This window comes from Pseudomonas sp. B21-015, assembly GCF_024749285.1.
Classification (GTDB): domain Bacteria; phylum Pseudomonadota; class Gammaproteobacteria; order Pseudomonadales; family Pseudomonadaceae; genus Aquipseudomonas.
Genome location: NZ_CP087196.1, coordinates 4,171,340 through 4,187,331 on the forward strand (window position 1 = coordinate 4,171,340; position 15,992 = coordinate 4,187,331).

The 15,992-nt window shown below is 61.1% G+C and carries 14 protein-coding genes; 7 read left to right on the forward strand and 7 right to left on the reverse strand.

Annotated features, from left to right (window positions below; translation table 11 throughout):
• Positions 1-60: 60 nt before the first annotated feature.
• A complete protein-coding gene (locus LOY38_RS18875; protein ID WP_258696537.1) occupies positions 61-2,343 on the reverse strand; it encodes a heavy metal translocating P-type ATPase in 2,283 nt (760 codons plus the stop codon).
• A gap of 292 nt (positions 2,344-2,635) precedes the next feature.
• Here LOY38_RS18875 and arcD point away from each other — a divergent pair, with 292 nt between their 5' ends.
• The 3 genes from arcD (at position 2,636) to LOY38_RS18890 (ending at position 6,280) form a co-directional block, all read left to right on the forward strand.
• Positions 2,636-4,129 carry an arginine-ornithine antiporter gene (gene arcD / locus LOY38_RS18880; RefSeq protein WP_258696538.1) on the forward strand — a complete coding sequence of 498 codons (1,494 nt, stop codon included), beginning with the start codon at positions 2,636-2,638 and terminating at the stop codon, positions 4,127-4,129.
• Between the two features lie 86 nt (positions 4,130-4,215).
• Positions 4,216-4,758, forward strand: a complete 543-nt coding sequence (locus LOY38_RS18885; protein ID WP_258696539.1) for an Hsp20/alpha crystallin family protein — start codon at positions 4,216-4,218, stop codon at positions 4,756-4,758.
• Positions 4,759-4,912: 154 nt separating this feature from the next.
• Positions 4,913-6,280, forward strand: coding sequence for an erythromycin esterase family protein (locus LOY38_RS18890; RefSeq protein WP_258696540.1), 1,368 nt, complete (start codon positions 4,913-4,915; stop codon positions 6,278-6,280).
• Positions 6,281-6,314: 34 nt separating this feature from the next.
• Here LOY38_RS18890 and LOY38_RS18895 read toward each other — a convergent pair whose 3' ends face one another.
• Together LOY38_RS18895 and LOY38_RS18900 are read right to left on the reverse strand one after the other, a co-directional pair.
• Positions 6,315-6,965, reverse strand: a complete 651-nt coding sequence (locus LOY38_RS18895; protein ID WP_258696541.1) for a dienelactone hydrolase family protein — start codon at positions 6,963-6,965, stop codon at positions 6,315-6,317.
• Positions 6,958-7,647, reverse strand: a complete 690-nt coding sequence (locus LOY38_RS18900) for a phosphoribosyltransferase (protein ID WP_258696542.1) — start codon at positions 7,645-7,647, stop codon at positions 6,958-6,960. Before LOY38_RS18900 ends, LOY38_RS18895 begins: the two co-directional genes overlap by 8 nt.
• Positions 7,648-7,951: 304 nt before the next feature.
• Between LOY38_RS18900 and LOY38_RS18905 the strand changes: the two genes are divergently transcribed.
• The gene (locus tag LOY38_RS18905) at positions 7,952-8,518 is read left to right on the forward strand and encodes a phosphoribosyltransferase family protein (protein WP_258696543.1); all 567 of its coding nucleotides are present in this window, start codon (positions 7,952-7,954) and stop codon (positions 8,516-8,518) included.
• Positions 8,519-8,557: 39 nt separating this feature from the next.
• On the opposite strand, the gene LOY38_RS18910 is transcribed toward LOY38_RS18905, so the two are convergent.
• Together LOY38_RS18910 and LOY38_RS18915 are read right to left on the reverse strand one after the other, a co-directional pair.
• On the reverse strand, positions 8,558-9,106 hold the full coding sequence (locus LOY38_RS18910) for a Spy/CpxP family protein refolding chaperone (protein ID WP_258700754.1): 549 nt from the start codon (positions 9,104-9,106) through the stop codon (positions 8,558-8,560).
• A 196-nt stretch (positions 9,107-9,302) separates the two neighbouring features.
• The gene (locus LOY38_RS18915; RefSeq protein ID WP_258696544.1) at positions 9,303-9,863 is read right to left on the reverse strand and encodes a nitroreductase; all 561 of its coding nucleotides are present in this window, start codon (positions 9,861-9,863) and stop codon (positions 9,303-9,305) included.
• Positions 9,864-10,001: 138 nt separating this feature from the next.
• Between LOY38_RS18915 and LOY38_RS18920 the strand changes: the two genes are divergently transcribed.
• The 3 genes from LOY38_RS18920 to LOY38_RS18930 are packed head-to-tail and all read left to right on the forward strand — an operon-like array spanning position 10,002 to position 14,565.
• Positions 10,002-10,967: a polysaccharide deacetylase family protein gene (locus LOY38_RS18920; protein ID WP_258696545.1), complete on the forward strand. Its 966-nt coding sequence runs from the start codon at positions 10,002-10,004 to the stop codon at positions 10,965-10,967.
• Complete coding sequence (locus LOY38_RS18925; RefSeq protein WP_258696546.1) at positions 10,964-12,235, forward strand: putative glycoside hydrolase; 1,272 nt, start codon at positions 10,964-10,966, stop codon at positions 12,233-12,235. The genes LOY38_RS18920 and LOY38_RS18925 overlap by 4 nt, the downstream gene beginning before the upstream one ends.
• On the forward strand, positions 12,187-14,565 hold the full coding sequence (locus tag LOY38_RS18930) for an exo-beta-N-acetylmuramidase NamZ domain-containing protein (protein ID WP_258696547.1): 2,379 nt from the start codon (positions 12,187-12,189) through the stop codon (positions 14,563-14,565). Before LOY38_RS18925 ends, LOY38_RS18930 begins: the two co-directional genes overlap by 49 nt.
• A gap of 13 nt (positions 14,566-14,578) precedes the next feature.
• Here LOY38_RS18930 and LOY38_RS18935 read toward each other — a convergent pair whose 3' ends face one another.
• Positions 14,579-14,857 carry an acyl carrier protein gene (locus LOY38_RS18935; RefSeq protein ID WP_258696548.1) on the reverse strand — a complete coding sequence of 93 codons (279 nt, stop codon included), beginning with the start codon at positions 14,855-14,857 and terminating at the stop codon, positions 14,579-14,581.
• 10 nt (positions 14,858-14,867) lie between these two features.
• On the reverse strand, positions 14,868-15,986 hold the full coding sequence (locus tag LOY38_RS18940; RefSeq protein WP_258696549.1) for a dihydrolipoamide acetyltransferase family protein: 1,119 nt from the start codon (positions 15,984-15,986) through the stop codon (positions 14,868-14,870).
• Positions 15,987-15,992: the final 6 nt, after the last annotated feature.

A 15,992-nucleotide genomic window follows, 5' to 3' on the forward strand; every position in this document is an offset into this window, starting at 1 on the left:
GCCCGGGGAACCTGTAGTTTCCCCGGGCATCAAGAGCTTGCGGCGAGGCAGCCGGCTTTTTCAGCGCTTATCAAGGTAGCGAAAGAGCTCTTCCTCCTGATCGAAGTGCAGCCGCACGAGGGTATCGAGGCGGATCAACTGATGCTGTATCTCATCGACAGAAGCCGTTGCAGGGTCGGTGCTGAAATCCGTGCTCATGCGCGCCAGTAAATGGATCAGGCGAAAAATCTCTCGATGGACGTGGCTCATCGCCGACATGGGATCCTCGCCAGGCAGGCTTTGCGTCAACAGCGGGTACAGGGTGTTTTCATCGTCCCGTTCATGACGGGCCAGTGATTCTTGCAGGTTTTTTACCAGCGCCAGCAGGTCCGTCTGCGCTTGTTTAAGTGGACGCTGGGCGAAGTCGCTTGCCAGTTGGTGCAGATCGCTCAGTACCGTAGAGAGCTGGTCGTGTTCGTCCTGCAGGCGGTCGATATGTTCGGCGGCAAGCTTGCGTTGGCGCAGACCTCGTAACGGCCCCAATGCACGCAAGGCATTGAAAATGATCACCACATCGATGCCCTCCTGCACCACGGCACCGACCAGCGGCGGCAGGTAACCGAAGGCTGCCACCCCCATGGCCAGCACCGACATGCCCATGCCGGCCAATACGCCTTGACGGGCGATGTGGCGGGTCCGGCGGGCGATGTCCAGCGCCTCGACCAGACGATCCAGACGATCCACCAGCAGCACAACTCCCGCCGCTTGCGCGGACGCCGTGGCACCGCTGGCCCCCATGGCCACCCCGACATTGGCCGCCGCCAGGGCCGGGGCATCGTTGATGCCATCACCGACCATCAGTGTGCTGGCGTGCAGGCAGGCATCCTGTACCGCACGCACCTTGTCCCCAGGACTCAACCCGGCACGCAACTCGTCGATCCCGGCTGACAGTGCAATCATCTCGGCGGTTTCCACACGATCACCCGTGAGCATGACGATCCGCTCGATGCCTCTGTTGCGCAGCCGGCGCAGGGTCAGCGGGGTTTCCCGACGCAGTTTGTCCGAGAAAATCAGCAGGCCCGCAAGTGCCCCATCCACTTCGATGAAGCTGCCGCTACACGCCAGGTAATCCATGCGACGCAGCATGGTGGCGGCCCAGTCGCCAACCGGTGATTCTTGTTGAACAAAAGACAACGTGCCGAAACGCACCCGCCGGCCATCGATCAACCCGCAAAGACCAGAGCCCGGACTTTCCTCGACCGCCTGCGGCACGCTGAGCGGCAATCCACGCTGACAGGCGGCCTCGACAATGGCCTGGGAGATGGGATGGGTCGAGGCCTGTGCCAGCGAAGCGGCCAGGCTCAGCAGATGCTGCGGATCGAGCGCTCCGTTGGTCTCGATCGACTGCAGACGGGCGTGGCCGCTGGTCAACGTGCCGGTCTTGTCGAGAAACACCTGCTTGACCTCGGCCAGCGCTTCCAGGGTGACGCCGTCCTTGATCAGGATCCCGCGCCGCGCCGCCCTCGAGATACCTGACATGATCGAAATCGGCACTGCAAGAATCAACGGGCAAGGCGTGGCCACCACCAAAACCGCCAGCGCGCGCAAAGAATCGCCACTCATGTACCAGGCGATGCCGGCAATCAGCAATGTCAGCGGAATGAAGAACAACGCGTAACGGTCAGCCAAACGCACGAAAGGCGCCCGCGAGCGTCGTGCCGCTTCGGCCAGACGCACCACCCCCGCATAGGTGCTCTGCGCTGCGGTTCGAGTGGCTGTCAGCAGCATCGGCGCACCGACATTGGTCACGCCACTGGGCAGTTGTTCTCCTTCCCGGCGGGTGACCGGCAATGACTCGCCGCTGAGCGCCGACTCGTCGAGAATCGCGGTGGGACTGAGTAGACGACCGTCGACCGGCACCACCTCCCCCAGGCGCACAAGCAACGTCTGATGCGCCTGGATCTGCTCGACCGGAATCTGCCGTAAATTGCCGTTTTCCTGCAACCAGGCAAAGCGTGGCGCCCGGTCGACCAACGCACGTAGCTCGCGTTCGGCGCGTTGTTTGGTGAAGAACTCCAGGATGCGCCCCGACGCCAGCATCAAGGCAATCACCGCCGCCACCAGCGTCTGCCGAAAAAACAACGCGGCGGCAATCGACAGCAGAGCGATCAGATCCACACCCGCCTCGCGCCGGGCCAGGCGCCTGACAATCTCGACGAGCAGCACCAGGGCCATCACCAGACTGCCCGCGGCCCAGCAAATCGATGCCCAGTCAGACTTGTGAGCAACCTGCGCAATGCCCCCTGCCAGCAGCGTCAGGGTGGTGAGCAGCAGTAGAACCGGGTCCAGCCACTTACTGAGCATCGATGTGGTTCCTCAAAAAAGCGCTCCGCATCCCTCGCTACAGAAACGCCCGCGACTCATCGCCGTCATGGGTAGAGCTTAGGTCTCGAACGCCCGACATGTTCGCTATACGTTATCAATTGAAGCTTCGCCCGGCGTTCGCGCAATGGCGGCTGCGGGACAACATCGCTGTCTGCTTCCTTTCTGATCTAAATCAAACAGGCGTTGACCGTTCACGTAGACATTCAGAGTCAACGTTCACTCCACCGCATCTGCGGTCTGCGCCCACTCTTTCGTTTCGTGGAGGCTTGACATGGCGACTCATCTGCACGGCACGCAACCGATCCTTCCGCCGACCGCCCCCCAACCCCTTGCCGGCAGTTGGCGACAACTGGAGCCCAAACGCTTGTCCTTGAGCCTGCTGGTTGCTCTGGTGGTCGGTTCGATGATCGGCAGCGGCATTTTCAGCCTGCCGCAAAACATGGCCGCCAGTGCGGGTGCCGGCGCCATCCTGATTGGCTGGCTGATCACCGGCGTCGGCATGCTGTCGTTGGCGCTGGTCTATCAAACCTTGTCCAGCCGTCAACCGACACTGGACAACGGCGTGTTTGCCTATGCCCGGGCGTTGGGTGGTGAGTTCCTCGGCTTCAACTCCGCCTGGGGTTATTGGATCAGTGCCTGGGTCGGCAACGTCAGCTACATGGTGATTCTGTTTTCCGCGCTGAGTTTCTTCTTCCCGCTGTTTGGCGAAGGCAACAACAAAGCGGCGATTGCCGGGGCGTCCGTGGTGCTTTGGTCGTTGCACTGGATGATCCTGCGGGGCATGCGCACCGCAGCCAAAGCCAACGCGCTGACCACACTGGCCAAAATCGTGCCCTTGCTGCTGTTTATCGGGCTGGTGATCGCAGCCTTCCAGCGTAAAACCTTTGTGGTCGACTTCTGGGGTTCTCCTGCACTGGGCAGCACGCTGGATCAGGTCAAAAGCACCATGCTGGTGACCGTCTGGGTGTTCATCGGGATCGAGGGTGCCAGCGTGTTTTCCGCCCGTGCGGCAGAACGCGTCAATGTCGGCCGTGCCACCGTTATCGGTTTCGTCATTACCTTGTTGCTGCTGATTGCGGTGTCCCTGTTGTCGCTGGGCATTCTCGGACAACCGGAGCTGGCGACCCTGAAAAACCCTTCGATGGCGGGCGTGCTTCAAGCGGTAGTCGGGCCGTGGGGCGCGATGTTGATCAGCATCGGCTTGATCATTTCAGTGGGTGGCGCCCTGCTCGCCTGGACGCTGTTGGCAGCCGAATCGATATTCACCCCGGCCAAGGAAAAGGTCATGCCGGGTACGCTCGCCGTGGAGAGCGCCCGCGGAGTGCCGGCCAATGCGCTGTGGATCACCAACGGCTGCATTCAACTGTTCCTGCTGCTGACGCTGTATTCGAGCGCCACTTACCTGACCCTGATTTCCCTGGCCACTTCAATGATTCTGCTGCCGTATCTATTTAGCGGTTTGTACGCGTTGAAATTGACCTGGCAGGGCCAGACCTACGCCGGCCACCGAGGCCTGCAACTGCGCGACATGGCCATTGCCTCGGTCGCCACGCTGTATTGCCTGTGGTTGCTGTATGCCGCCGGGCCTAAATACATGTTGCTCAGCGCTTTGCTCTACGCCCCCGGCTCGTTGATTTACCTGGGCACCATGAAGGCTCGCCAGGGACAAGCGCTCAATGGCCCCGAGACGGGACTGTTGATCATTATCTGGACGGCGGCAGCCATCGCCGGCTGGATGTTGTGGTCCGGAACACTGGCTTTGTAAGGGCGAGTGTCGGGTTGTTGTTTTGTCGTGGTGGGCCGCACAACCACTGTTCGCGGTTCACCTTATTCACCAAGAGGAGAAAAGAAATGGCCAATTCCGTGAAAAAAATGCCGGTACAAACCGAAAAGAAAACCGTTGCGCAGCCACTGAACGCCGATCTGTGGCATCCCTTTGAAAACCTTCGCCAACAGATCGATCACGTATTCGAAGACTTCAGCCGCGGCACAGGGCTGTCGCTATTCGGTCGCGGACTGTTTGATGTCGAACCGCTCTGGCGCAAGGAACTGACAGGCTACGGCATGCCTGCCGTGGACATCACCGAGAAAGACAAGAGCTTCGAAATCACTGCTGAACTGCCCGGCATGGATCAGAAGAACATCGAACTCAAACTGTCCAACGGTTGCCTGATCATTAAAGGAGAAAAGAAAGAGGACAAGGAAGAAAAGAGAAAGGGTTATCACCTCAGCGAGCGTCACTATGGCTCCTTCGAACGGGTGTTCAGCCTGCCCAAAGGGGTCGACGCCGAGAAGATCGAAGCGAGCTTCAGCAAAGGCGTACTGAGCATCTCGCTGCCGAAAAAACCCGAAGCCATGAAAGCGGACAAAGTCGTGCCCGTCAAAGCCGACTGACCGCAGGCCCGGCCCTTTGCCGGGAAACCGGCAAGGAGCTGTTTTCTGAGAGGGACCAGATCAAAAAAGTGCAAGTCAGCGCGGCCCCTGACAGTCGACATGGCACTACGCAGCATTGCAGGTTGGCCAACCCGCCTTTATGGGGATGACGTTCATGAACATACCTTCCCAAAACATGCTGAACCAACTGTATGGCGCGCATACCCACATAGATGAGGCCTCCATCGTCCCGCTCCTGCGTCAATACGCCGAACCCCTGCCGGAACTGAACTCACAAGCCTTTGGTGAAATGTTCGACCGCTACGCGGATGCGCGCGTGGTGATGATCGGTGAAGCCAGCCATGGCACCAGTGATTTCTATCGGACCCGGGCAGCGATTACCCAACGGCTGATCGAGCAGCACGGGTTCAATATCGTGGCCGTTGAAGCAGACTGGCCAGACGCGGGTCATGTAGACCGTTATGCCCGGGGGTTGGCGCGCTCGGCCTGGACGCGGCACATTTTCAGCCGGTTCCCGACCTGGATGTGGCGCAACACCGATGTGAAAGCGTTCACCCATTGGCTGCATCAGTACAACCACCAACACGCGCCTGAACAGCGCGTCGAGTTTCGCGGTCTGGACGTTTACAGTTTGCGCAATTCCATCCACGAGGTTCTGAGCTATCTGGACCGTGTCGACCCGCAGCTGGCACACGAAGCTCGGCGTCGCTATGGCTGTTTGAGCCCCTGGCAGGATGATCCTGCGCTGTACGGCCACTTTGTCGAACGCGACGGCATAATGCCCTGCGAGCATGCGGTGGTCGAACAGCTCAATGCCATGCTGGCCGAGCAATTGGCCGGGGCCATCAAGGATGATGAAGCGTTCTTCGATGCGACCCGGAACGCCCGGGTCATCCAGGCGGCGGAACAATATTACCGAGCGATTTATCGAGGTTCGACGGCCTCCTGGAACCTGCGCGACAGGCACATGTTCGACACGTTACGTGCGCTGCTCGAACACCGCGGCCCTCAAGCCAAAGCTGTGGTGTGGGCGCACAACTCCCATATCGGCAATGCGGCCGCCACGGAAATGGGCTGGAAGGGTCAGTTCAATATCGGTCAACTGTGCCGCAATGCCTATGGGCGCGATGTGGTTCTGATCGGCATGAGCACCGACCATGGCCAGGTGGCCGCGGCCGACGACTGGGATGGCGAGATGCTTATCAAGGACATACGGCCGTCTCGGCCAGACAGTTGGGAGCGCAAGTTCCTCAACGCCGGCGTCCCGGCTTCATTGACCGACTGGCGGGATCCACAGCGAAAAGAGTTGCGCCAAGCCCTGTCCAAACCTCTGCTGGAGCGGGCCATCGGAGTGATCTATAGACCCGCCAGCGAGCGCAGCAGCCACTACTTCGAGTCAGTGCTGAGCGAACAATTCGACGCCATGGTCTGGATTGAACAGACGCAACCGGTAACGGCATTGCCGCTGCCGAAAAGCCAGGCGCTGGAACCGGAAGACGAAACCTTTCCATTCGGCATATGACAGGCATCAGACGGTGGTTGTCTGCTTTGGATGACTACCGTTGCAAATACTTCTCGAACCAGTCGCCGGCCAGTCTGGCGACTTCTTCAAGGGTTCCTGCCTCTTCAAAAAGATGTGTCGCGCCCGCCACCACTTCCAGGCGCTGCTCGCACTGCAAGGCGCGACCGCTTTGCACATTGAGATTGAGCACCACCGGATCCAGCTCACCGACAATCTGCAAGGTCGGGGCCTTCACGCGGGACAGCGCCGCACCCGCCAGATCGGTCCGCCCTCCCCGGCTCACCACCGCATGCACCACGTCCGCCCGCTCGGCCGCCGCCAATAGCGCCGCCGCTGCACCGGTGCTGGCGCCGAACAATCCGATCGGTAGCGGTTGCAGTTCGGCGTCCCGGCCAATCCAGTCAATCACCTTCACCAGTCGGCTGGACAGCAGCGCAATATTGAAACGCAATTCCCGAGTCTGGTTGTCCTGGTATTGCTCCGGTTCCGTGAGCAGATCGAACAGCAACGTGCCCAACCCCCGCTGAGCCAGAGATAGTGCGACCTGTTGATTACGCGGGCTTGAACGACCACTGCCGCTGCCATGAACGAACACCACCAGGCCGCCAGCGTGCACCGGCAAACGCAGGTCGGCAGACAGCGCCACGTTCCCCAGGTCGAGCTTTCGATAGCGAGGCTCAAACATCGGAATCCTCCTGGCCGGAAACACGCGCAGCGGATTCTCTGCGCCAGGCCCGTTGCAAAAGATCGATGACTTCTTCATCCGAGGTCTGGGAAAAATTCATGTACCAATTGCCGATCGACATCAGCCACTCGGGGGTGAGCGGGCAGATCACCTCATCGACTTCGCTAAACAGCGCCTCTACCGTCTCCGGTGGCGCCACCGGCACGGCGACGACAATACGCGACGGTGATTGCAGGCGCGCCGCCTGGACCGCCGCCATCATCGAGGCCCCGGTCGCCAGGCCATCGTCGACCAGAATCACCACCTGATCCTTGAGCGCCACGGGGGCACGCGAGCCCCCGTACAGGCGCTCGCGACGCAACAGTTCCTGGGTTTCCCGTGCCACCACGTTATCGAGCGTGCGCTGATCGATACGGTTCGCCCGCAGCGTATCGTCATTGACGATCTGGATGCCGCCACTGGCAATCGCGCCCATGGCGAACTCCTGATGGAATGGCACCCCCAGCTTGCGGACCAGCATCAGGTCCAGGCGAACCTCCAGGGCCGTGGCAATTTCATAGGCAACCGGCACGCCGCCACGGGGCAAGGCGAGAACGATGACATCGGGTCGATGAGCGTATTTGAGCAGCGGCTCCACCAGCCGTCGACCGGCATCCACCCGGTCACGCAAGAGGGTTTGCATCGAGGGACTCTGAATCACTTGAAAACCTCCCCAGGCGATTACGCCTGTCGGTCCGTATCACACAACCTTGACCTCTCCACGTCCTTGCGGGATCAAGCATCAGCTTTCACTAGAGTCCTCCGCTGAAGTCGCCTTGTTGTTGATTTTTATCAAGTTCGCGCGCAAGGCCCGCCATGGACGCGCAAGGGCTTGGCATTTCTCATTTCGTCGTTGTTGATCAATATCAATCAGGCTTGGGCCGAATGGATTACGTTGCCAATATTGGACAGCGCCGCGCCGCAGCGGCTCTCTGTGGGAGACTGCCATGCCGACCTTACTTGCAAGCCCGCGGTTGCGCTTGTACGACAGCAATGAACTCGATTCGGTGCTGCAGGCGATGGCGCGCCAGGCCGCGACACTGTTGCCATCCACTCAAGTGGCCCTGATTGGCATCCAACGCCGCGGCGAACCTCTGGCGCAGCGTTTACAACACCATCTGTCACGTCAGACCGGCCAGCCAGAACTGCCGCTCTACCCCTTGAAGGTCAAGCGCTATGCCGATGACCTCAAAGTGCTGCATGCCCACACCGAACTGACCGAAAATCCGCTGCTGGGCGAGCTGGACCTTGCCAGCACCACCCTGCTCGTTGTCGACGATGTGCTGTTTGAAGGCCATTCGCTCCTGCGTACCTGCGCGTATCTGGCGCAACTCGGTGCTCGCCGGGTCTACACGGCCGTATTGGTCGACCGGCACGTCTGCCAGCAGCCGATCCATGCCGATATCGTCGGCGTGCATCTGCAAGTTGCCGCCACCGACATCGTCGAATGCAACGTGCCCCCTTACGAAACGGAGTTTTGTATTGAGGTCTGGCGTCATGGCGCTGCGCGATGACGGGCAACGGTTGCAGCGCAAGCGAACAGTGAGTACCGCTTACTGTTTGCTTGTGTCGTCCTGCTCGCCTTGCATCATTCGCGGTCTGAACATGTGCATCGGCATCTGCCAACGGTCATCGCCGAAGAGCCGGTGATGCACCACCGTCCAGAACAGATCGAAAATGGTTTTCTGCTCAGCATCCAAAACCTCGTAGAAGGTTTTGGTACGCACCAGCGCAGCATCCAGGCGCTCCAGATGCGCCTCCATCCACTTGGTTTGTGCGCGCAAACGCTCTATCTCTCTGGCCATTCTTTCGGGGGTCGTTTCATTCATCGGCGCCGTCTTCGTGCTCGCCATTTCATCACGTCCGGCCTTGGCCTTTTCCTGATGCTGATTGGCGTCCGTCATGCCCCCCGTGGCCCATGTGTCCCAGGCGGGCATTTGCTCCGGCTTGAGATTGAGCTTGCCCTTGAGATCGTCCAGGGTCTGTTGCGTGTATTTGACCCAATCGAAATCCTGAAAACGATGATACATGCCACCTTGCGCAGGCATCGGCGGGTTGGCGAAGACGCTGGAGGATGGCACCAGCAACACGCTTGCCGCCATCAACATGCATTGGCCGATCAGGCTTGATCTGTTCATTTCAGTTCATCTCGATACCGTGGGTTGATTCGAGCATAGGAGTCGGCCGGGGGGAGTATCTGGTCCACATCAGAAAACAGACAGGCGGCCGGGCAAGCGGATAGACGGTCGAGTTGCCCCCGTCATTGGACAAGCAGCCAGCAATCGTTATGCGGTGCTGTCACCCAATCCAGCGGATCACTGGCTCCTTCCGGGGGACGGGCGCGGGTGCAGTTTGCGGGTGGCCCACGATGATTGGCGCCACTGGCGTCCACTCGGAGGGAAGGCCGAGTACATGCTTTCCTTGCGGCGTATCTAGAAAACCCTGGGCAAAACCGATCCAGCAAGTACCCAGTCCTTCAGCGTATGCCGCAAGCATCAGGTTTTCGGCAGCTAGTGCGCAGTCTTCGACGACCCACTGACCTGGCGCGGTTCCCGAAATCAGGATGAGTACCGGCGCGTGGTAGAAGATTTGATAGTTTTCATCATCGAGCAATGTATGGAAGTGCTCGGGCTGGGCCGCTGCGGGTATTGTCGCCAACAGGTGAGCTTTCGCTTCGCGCGAGACCCGATCCAGCAGGCTCTGGTCGCGTATGACGGTAAATGTCCACGGTTGTTGGTTCATCGCGCTGGGCGCCTGCGCAGCGGCACTGATCAAACGACGAATGACGTCCTCATCAACCGCTTCTGTCGTGTACTCCCGCGTCGAGCGACGGCCCGAGATCGCCTTATCGATGTTCATGGGGGGCATACCTCAAAAGAGTGTCACATCCTTTATAAAGTCATCCGCCCACGAGGGCTTGCTGTTGATTTAAATCAAATCAAGGCACAACCGGCCTCCCGTTTTGTCTGACGACTCGCCCCCTCGGAGCGGACCACATTGCGCGAAATTGATCTGCATCAGATCGACGATGAACGCTCAATGCACACTGCAAGCGTCTGGCTCGCTCTCGCGACAGGCAACGCGAGTGAAAACGGCTTGCGCAGGAGCGCTGACATGTGCGGGAAAATCATGGTGTGTATCGGTGGCAGCGTCGCGTTCCGGCTGCTGATCCGCGTCATGTTGGTATGCGTCTGCGCACCGGCCTGGGGCGCGGACGGCGCCACACAGAGCGCCGAACCACGCGTCACGATCCTCGTTTACCACCGTTTCTCGGACACGGCCGACGACTCGATGACCGTGCGCATGAGCACCTTCGAAACCCAGTTGCGCGTCCTGCACGAGCACGGCTACCACATCGTGTCGCTGCGCGAGGTGGTCGACTGGCTGCGGGATCCCAATGCGACGTTAGCGTCGAATCCGGTGGCTATCACCGTTGACGACGGGCATCGTTCGGTATTCGACAAACTGCTGCCCGTGGTGCTGCGCGAGCGTTTTCCGGTGACCCTGTTTATCTATCCATCGGCAATCTCGAACGCGTCCTATGCACTGACCTGGGAGCAGTTGCGCACCCTGAAACAGACCGGACTCATCGACATCCAGTCGCATACGTTCTGGCACCCCAATTTCAACGTCGAGCGCAGGCACCGCACGCCGGCGGATTTACAGCAATTCGTCCGTGCCCAACTGCAAAAATCACGTCAACGCATCGAGTCGCAAACCAGTGCGCAGGTCGACATGCTCGCGTGGCCGTTCGGTATCTACGACGACGAATTGATCGCACTCGCCTCCAACGAGGGTTACGCCGTGGCCTTCACACTAGACGCGCGCAAGGCCGATCGGCACGCGCGACTACTCGCCCTGCCGCGCTTTCTGATGAGTGACGCCTACGGCGCACGCGCGTTCGCGCAGTTGCTCGGCGAACCAGACACTGCGCCGACACCCGCAGAGGGAAACCCGCGATGACCTACATCCGCGCACTGAGGCGCTATGCGATCCCGGCGCTACTCGCCGTCACGGCCCTGCTGACCGAGCAAGGCGCACAGGCCGTCACCGGAGTCGTGCTCGACTCGAGCACGCAGAAACCGCTTGCCGACGCGATCATCACGACATCGGCCGGCGTGATGCGTACCGACGAAAACGGACGGTTCGAGACGGCCGAGGCAGTCGAGAGTGTCGCAGCCCGCGCCCCTGGGTATTTGCGCACCGAGGTCAAAGTGAGCGACGAAACACCCGTGACGCTCGCACTGACCCCGTTCCGCCCCAAAGCGGTCTATCTGTCGGCGTTCGGTGTGACCAGTTCGACCCTGCGCAACAACGCTGTCAGCCTTACTGAAAACACCGAGATCAATGCATTGGTGATCGACGTCAAGGATGACCGTGGCCTGACGCCCTATCGCAGTGTGGCACGCGAGACAATCGGCGCGGCGGCCCATGTGACCACACGGTCACCTCAGATGCGCGACTTTCCGGCGTTGCTTGCCAAGCTGCATGCGCAACACCCGTACCTGATCGCGCGTATTGTGGTATTCAAGGACGATCCATTCGCCAGCGCGCATCCCGAATGGAGCGTGCACACCGCCGACGGCCAGCCGTGGCGGGACCGCGAAAAACTGCAATGGATGGATCCGTATTCGCACGAGGTCTGGCAGCACAATCTCGATATCGCCGAGGAGGCCGCGCGGATGGGTTTCGACGAGATCCAGTTCGACTATGTGCGTTTTCCCGACAAGAGCGGGCTGCACTTTGCCCTCCCCAACAACCGCGCCAACCGGACGGCGGCGATCATCGGCTTTCTGCAGGCCGCACGCGCGCGGCTCGCGCCCTACAACGTGTTCGTCTCCGCAGACATCTTCGGCTACGTCTGCTGGAACCTCGACGATACGGCAATCGGGCAACAAATCGAACTGCTGGGCGCGGAGCTCGACTACATTTCTCCGATGTTGTACCCGTCCGGTTTCACATGGGGGCTGCCGGGCTTTACCAACCCGACAGCCGACCCCGGCCAGATTGTCAGGCGTACCCTGACGGAGGCGATGCGGCGCACCCATCTGCCGGGTGTGCGCTTTCGTCCCTGGCTCCAGGCCTTTCGCGACTATGCCTTCGATCGTCGCCCGTTTGACGCCGCAGCAATCAGTGCGCAGATTAACGCCGCCAACGCAGCCGGCACCGATGGATGGATGTTATGGAACCCACGCAATCACTACGATGCCGCCGATCTGCCACAGCGCTGAAGCGCTGGGCGATACTGCTTGGCTTCGCGATGACGGCGCACATGGCCTGCGCCGCCGATCTCGACGCGACGACGCGCCTGCAAGCCGCACAGATCGTTGAGGGCCAGATCGCCGCCGGACGCGTTCCGGGAGCCGTTGTCCTGATCGGTGACTCCAAGCAGGTGTTGTATCGCCAGGCCTTTGGACAACGCACGACGACGCCCCCCCGCGAGCCGATGACGCTGGACACCGAGTTCGATCTGGCATCGCTGACCAAAGTCATCGCGACGACCACGGCCATCCTGCAACTGGCCGAAACGGGCCGTATCAACCTGGACGCACCCGTTGCACGGTATTGGCCTGCCTTTGGGTCCCACGGCAAAGAGGCGGTGAAGGTGCGTGACCTGCTGGCGCACACGTCCGGGCTGCGCCCAGACTTGCCTGGGCGGCCAGCCCGTGCGGGCCGCAAAGGTGTGTTGAGCGCCATCGCGGCGCAGCGGCTGCGCAACGCGCCGGGTGCCCAAGTCATTTACAGTGACCTGAATTTCGTGGTGCTCGGCGAGCTGGTCGAACGCATCACCCACAGCTCGCTCGACGCCTATTGCCAGGCTCACATCTTCGGGCCGCTGGGCATGCGCGATACGGTTTTTCTGCCGGATACCCTGCGAGCGACACGCAGCGCACCGACACTCGCCACCAAGGCCGGCACGCTCCGGGGGCACGTACACGATCCGACGGCGCAATGGATGGGCGGCGTCTCCGGCAACGCCGGGCTGTTTTCCACGGCGGACGACCTTGCGCGTTTCGCGCAGATGGTGCTGAACCAGGGGCGCGCCGGCAACCGACAGATCCTGCGGCCGGCGAGTATCTCCGCCCTGGCGAGCGCCGCATCGCCGTTCGACAGCGTGCCGTGGCGCGGCCTTGGCTGGGAACTGGCCGCACCGTTCGCGCCGAACCATGATCGTCTGCCGCCGATTGGCGTCATCGGCCATACCGGATACACCGGCACGGGGCTGTGGATTGATCTGGTGACCCGCCAATTCATCGTCATCCTGAGCAACCGGGTGTATCCCGATGACCGCGGTGACGCTCGCCCGCTTCGTGCGCAATTGCTTGCACTGATGGCCAGTCGCGGGGCACCTGCAAGCGGCGCGCAAATCGGCCGGTTGCTGCCCTCTGCGTTGCCGGCGCTGCGTGCCGCCGATCGCCTGCCCACCTCGACGGGCCCGGTGCAGACAGGCATTGACGTGCTTGAGGCACAGCAATTTGCCCCGCTCACCGGCATGCGCGTGGGCTTGATCACCAATCGCAGCGGATTCGACGCCAAAGGCCGACGCACCGTCGACGTCCTCGCCCACGCGCCAGGCGTCAGGCTGGCGGCGCTGTTTTCGCCGGAACATGGGCTGAACATCGACGTGGACGAGCGGGTCGGCGACACCCTAGACCCGGCGACGGGCCTCACCGTGCACAGTCTCTACGGCGCAACGCGGCGCTTGCCGGCCGGCTCGCTCAAGGGACTGGATGCGCTGATCTTCGATATTCAGGACGCCGGCGTGCGCTTCTTCACCTATGAGACGACACTCGGCTACGCACTCGAAGCCGCAGCAGCGCAAGGCATCGCGCTGTTCGTACTGGACCGGCCCAACCCACTCGGCGCACAGCGCTTCGGCGGCCCGGTAATGGACAGTCGCCGCGAATCGTTTACCGGCTATTTCCCTGCACCGCTGCAACCCGGCATGACCGTCGGCGAGCTGGCGCGTCTATTCAACCGCAACAAGCACATTGGTGCGGATCTGCGCGTGGTGCCGATGCAGGGATACCGGCGCGCGATGACCTTTGCCGACACCGGGTTGGGATGGGTGCCGCTCTCGCCGAACCTGCGCACGCTCTCCCAGCTGGATCTGTACCCGGATATCGGTTTGCTCGAAGGTGCGAATCTGAGTGTGGGGCGCGGCACACCGCACCCGTTCGAGTGGGTTGGCGCACCGTGGATCGACGCAACCCGGCTCGCCAATGCGCTGAATGCGCTTGATGTCGGCGCGCGTTTCGAGCCGGTCGACTTCGTCCCCACCGAATCAAACTGGCACGGTCGGCTCTGCCATGGTGTGAGCATCACCCGCGCCCCAACGCCTGCGCAACGTCCCGTAGCCAGCCTGGGATTGACGCTACTCGCCACCCTGCACACGCTTTATCCCCAAGTACTCGACCTGGCGGCGACCCGCGATTCGATCGGCTCGCAAAGCGTGTGGCAGGCGATTCGCGACGGCGCGACACCTGACACGGCGCAGGCACTCGACGCGGTGCCGCTTGCGCGCTTCGCGCGGTTACGGCAAGAGAGCTTGCTGTATTGAGCTGCCCGCAGCGTCATCCATTGCCGATGGATGGCGCCTGTTCACCCGGTGTTTCCTTTTCCATCAGATAGGCGACGAGCTTGTCCAGGGTGTCCACCTGTTGGTAATCGATTTCAGGAATGACCACACCCAGGCTCCGATTCAGGGCTTCGATGAAACGAAGCCAATCCATGGAATCCAGATCAACCTCCTCGCGTAGCGGGCGGTCACCGGGTAATTGTTCAGGGTCGACTTCAGGAGCGATGCCCTTCAACGCGTTCAACACCTGATTGCGTACCGATAGCGGGTCCATGGGCTCACCCTCACAGGTTCTCTGGGGTTTGTAACAAACGACGGACTTCCCCCAGGAAGCGTGCGCCGTAGTGACCATCGCTGACCCGATGATCGGCTGACAAGCTGCTGACGACGGTGGGCATGACACACAACTGGCTATCTTGGACCCAGGGCCGCTCGCCGATACGACCGAAACCGACCAGGGCGACTTGGGGCGGGTAGATCACCCCCAATACGCTGTCTACGCCCTGATCGCCGAGCTGGGTGACCGTAATGCCGGCGCCACCGAGCTCGGAGCTGCGCAGAGAACCGCTGCGGGCGCGCTCCACCAGGCTGGTCAGTTCACTCATCAAATCGGTCAAGGACGTGTCGGCCACATGCCGCAGAACCGGGGCGACTAACCCGCCCTGGCGCAAGGTGATTGCCACGCCAAGGTCTGTATCGGGGGCCGGCTTGAAGCCGTTGTCCTGCCAGGAGCCGTTGAGCTGCGGATAGTCACGCAAGGCCAACGCCACCGCTTTGAGCAGCAAGACACTGGGCAACAGACGCTCCTGCAATGGGCTTTGTCCGTTGTGTGCCTTCAGCCAGGACATAGCCCTATCCAAGGCGATGGTTTCGCTCAGGTAGTAATGGGGAATCTCGCGTTTTGAGCGACTCATCGCCGCGGCGATCGTGCGACGCATGGCCTGGTTATGGTCGGGTTCCGGCGCCACACGGGCGGCGGCTTCGACATCTTCCAGGGTCACCACACCGTGTGGTCCATGGCCCTGCACCTGACTGGCATCGAGCCCCAGCTCGGCAGCGCGTTTGCGTGCTGCGGGAGAAATCTTCGGCCGCCTTGCGCAAAGGTTTTCCGTCTCACGCGGCACAAGCACGGGAGTCGATGCCCGTCGCACACTCTGCGGACTTTCACCCGGCTCCAGCAACTGCGCGATGGCGGTACCGACAGGCACCTTGGCACCGACATCGATCAGCAGTTGCAAGACCGTGCCCTCGTGCCAGCACTCTATGTCGATAGCAGCCTTGGCCGTATCGACGACGGCAATCACCTGACCCGGATTGACCGCATCACCAGGATGGATTTTCCATTCCAGCAACGTGCCTTCATCCATATCGGCTCCCAGCGATGGCAGTTTGAATTCGATCATGGTTGA

What these genes read in the sequence shown, in the direction of transcription:
- LOY38_RS18875 (WP_258696537.1), bottom strand. Translation starts at nt 2,343, where the DNA reads ATGCTCAGTAAGTGGCTGGACCCGGTTCTACTGCTGCTCACCACCCTG.
- arcD (WP_258696538.1), top strand. Translation starts at nt 2,636, where the DNA reads ATGGCGACTCATCTGCACGGCACGCAACCGATCCTTCCGCCGACCGCC.
- LOY38_RS18885 (WP_258696539.1), top strand. Translation starts at nt 4,216, where the DNA reads ATGGCCAATTCCGTGAAAAAAATGCCGGTACAAACCGAAAAGAAAACC.
- LOY38_RS18890 (WP_258696540.1), top strand. Translation starts at nt 4,913, where the DNA reads ATGAACATACCTTCCCAAAACATGCTGAACCAACTGTATGGCGCGCAT.
- LOY38_RS18895 (WP_258696541.1), bottom strand. Translation starts at nt 6,965, where the DNA reads ATGTTTGAGCCTCGCTATCGAAAGCTCGACCTGGGGAACGTGGCGCTG.
- LOY38_RS18900 (WP_258696542.1), bottom strand. Translation starts at nt 7,647, where the DNA reads ATGCAAACCCTCTTGCGTGACCGGGTGGATGCCGGTCGACGGCTGGTG.
- LOY38_RS18905 (WP_258696543.1), top strand. Translation starts at nt 7,952, where the DNA reads ATGCCGACCTTACTTGCAAGCCCGCGGTTGCGCTTGTACGACAGCAAT.
- LOY38_RS18910 (WP_258700754.1), bottom strand. Translation starts at nt 9,106, where the DNA reads ATGGCGGCAAGCGTGTTGCTGGTGCCATCCTCCAGCGTCTTCGCCAAC.
- LOY38_RS18915 (WP_258696544.1), bottom strand. Translation starts at nt 9,863, where the DNA reads ATGAACATCGATAAGGCGATCTCGGGCCGTCGCTCGACGCGGGAGTAC.
- LOY38_RS18925 (WP_258696546.1), top strand. Translation starts at nt 10,964, where the DNA reads ATGACCTACATCCGCGCACTGAGGCGCTATGCGATCCCGGCGCTACTC.
- LOY38_RS18930 (WP_258696547.1), top strand. Translation starts at nt 12,187, where the DNA reads ATGGAACCCACGCAATCACTACGATGCCGCCGATCTGCCACAGCGCTG.
- LOY38_RS18935 (WP_258696548.1), bottom strand. Translation starts at nt 14,857, where the DNA reads ATGGACCCGCTATCGGTACGCAATCAGGTGTTGAACGCGTTGAAGGGC.
- LOY38_RS18940 (WP_258696549.1), bottom strand. Translation starts at nt 15,986, where the DNA reads ATGATCGAATTCAAACTGCCATCGCTGGGAGCCGATATGGATGAAGGC.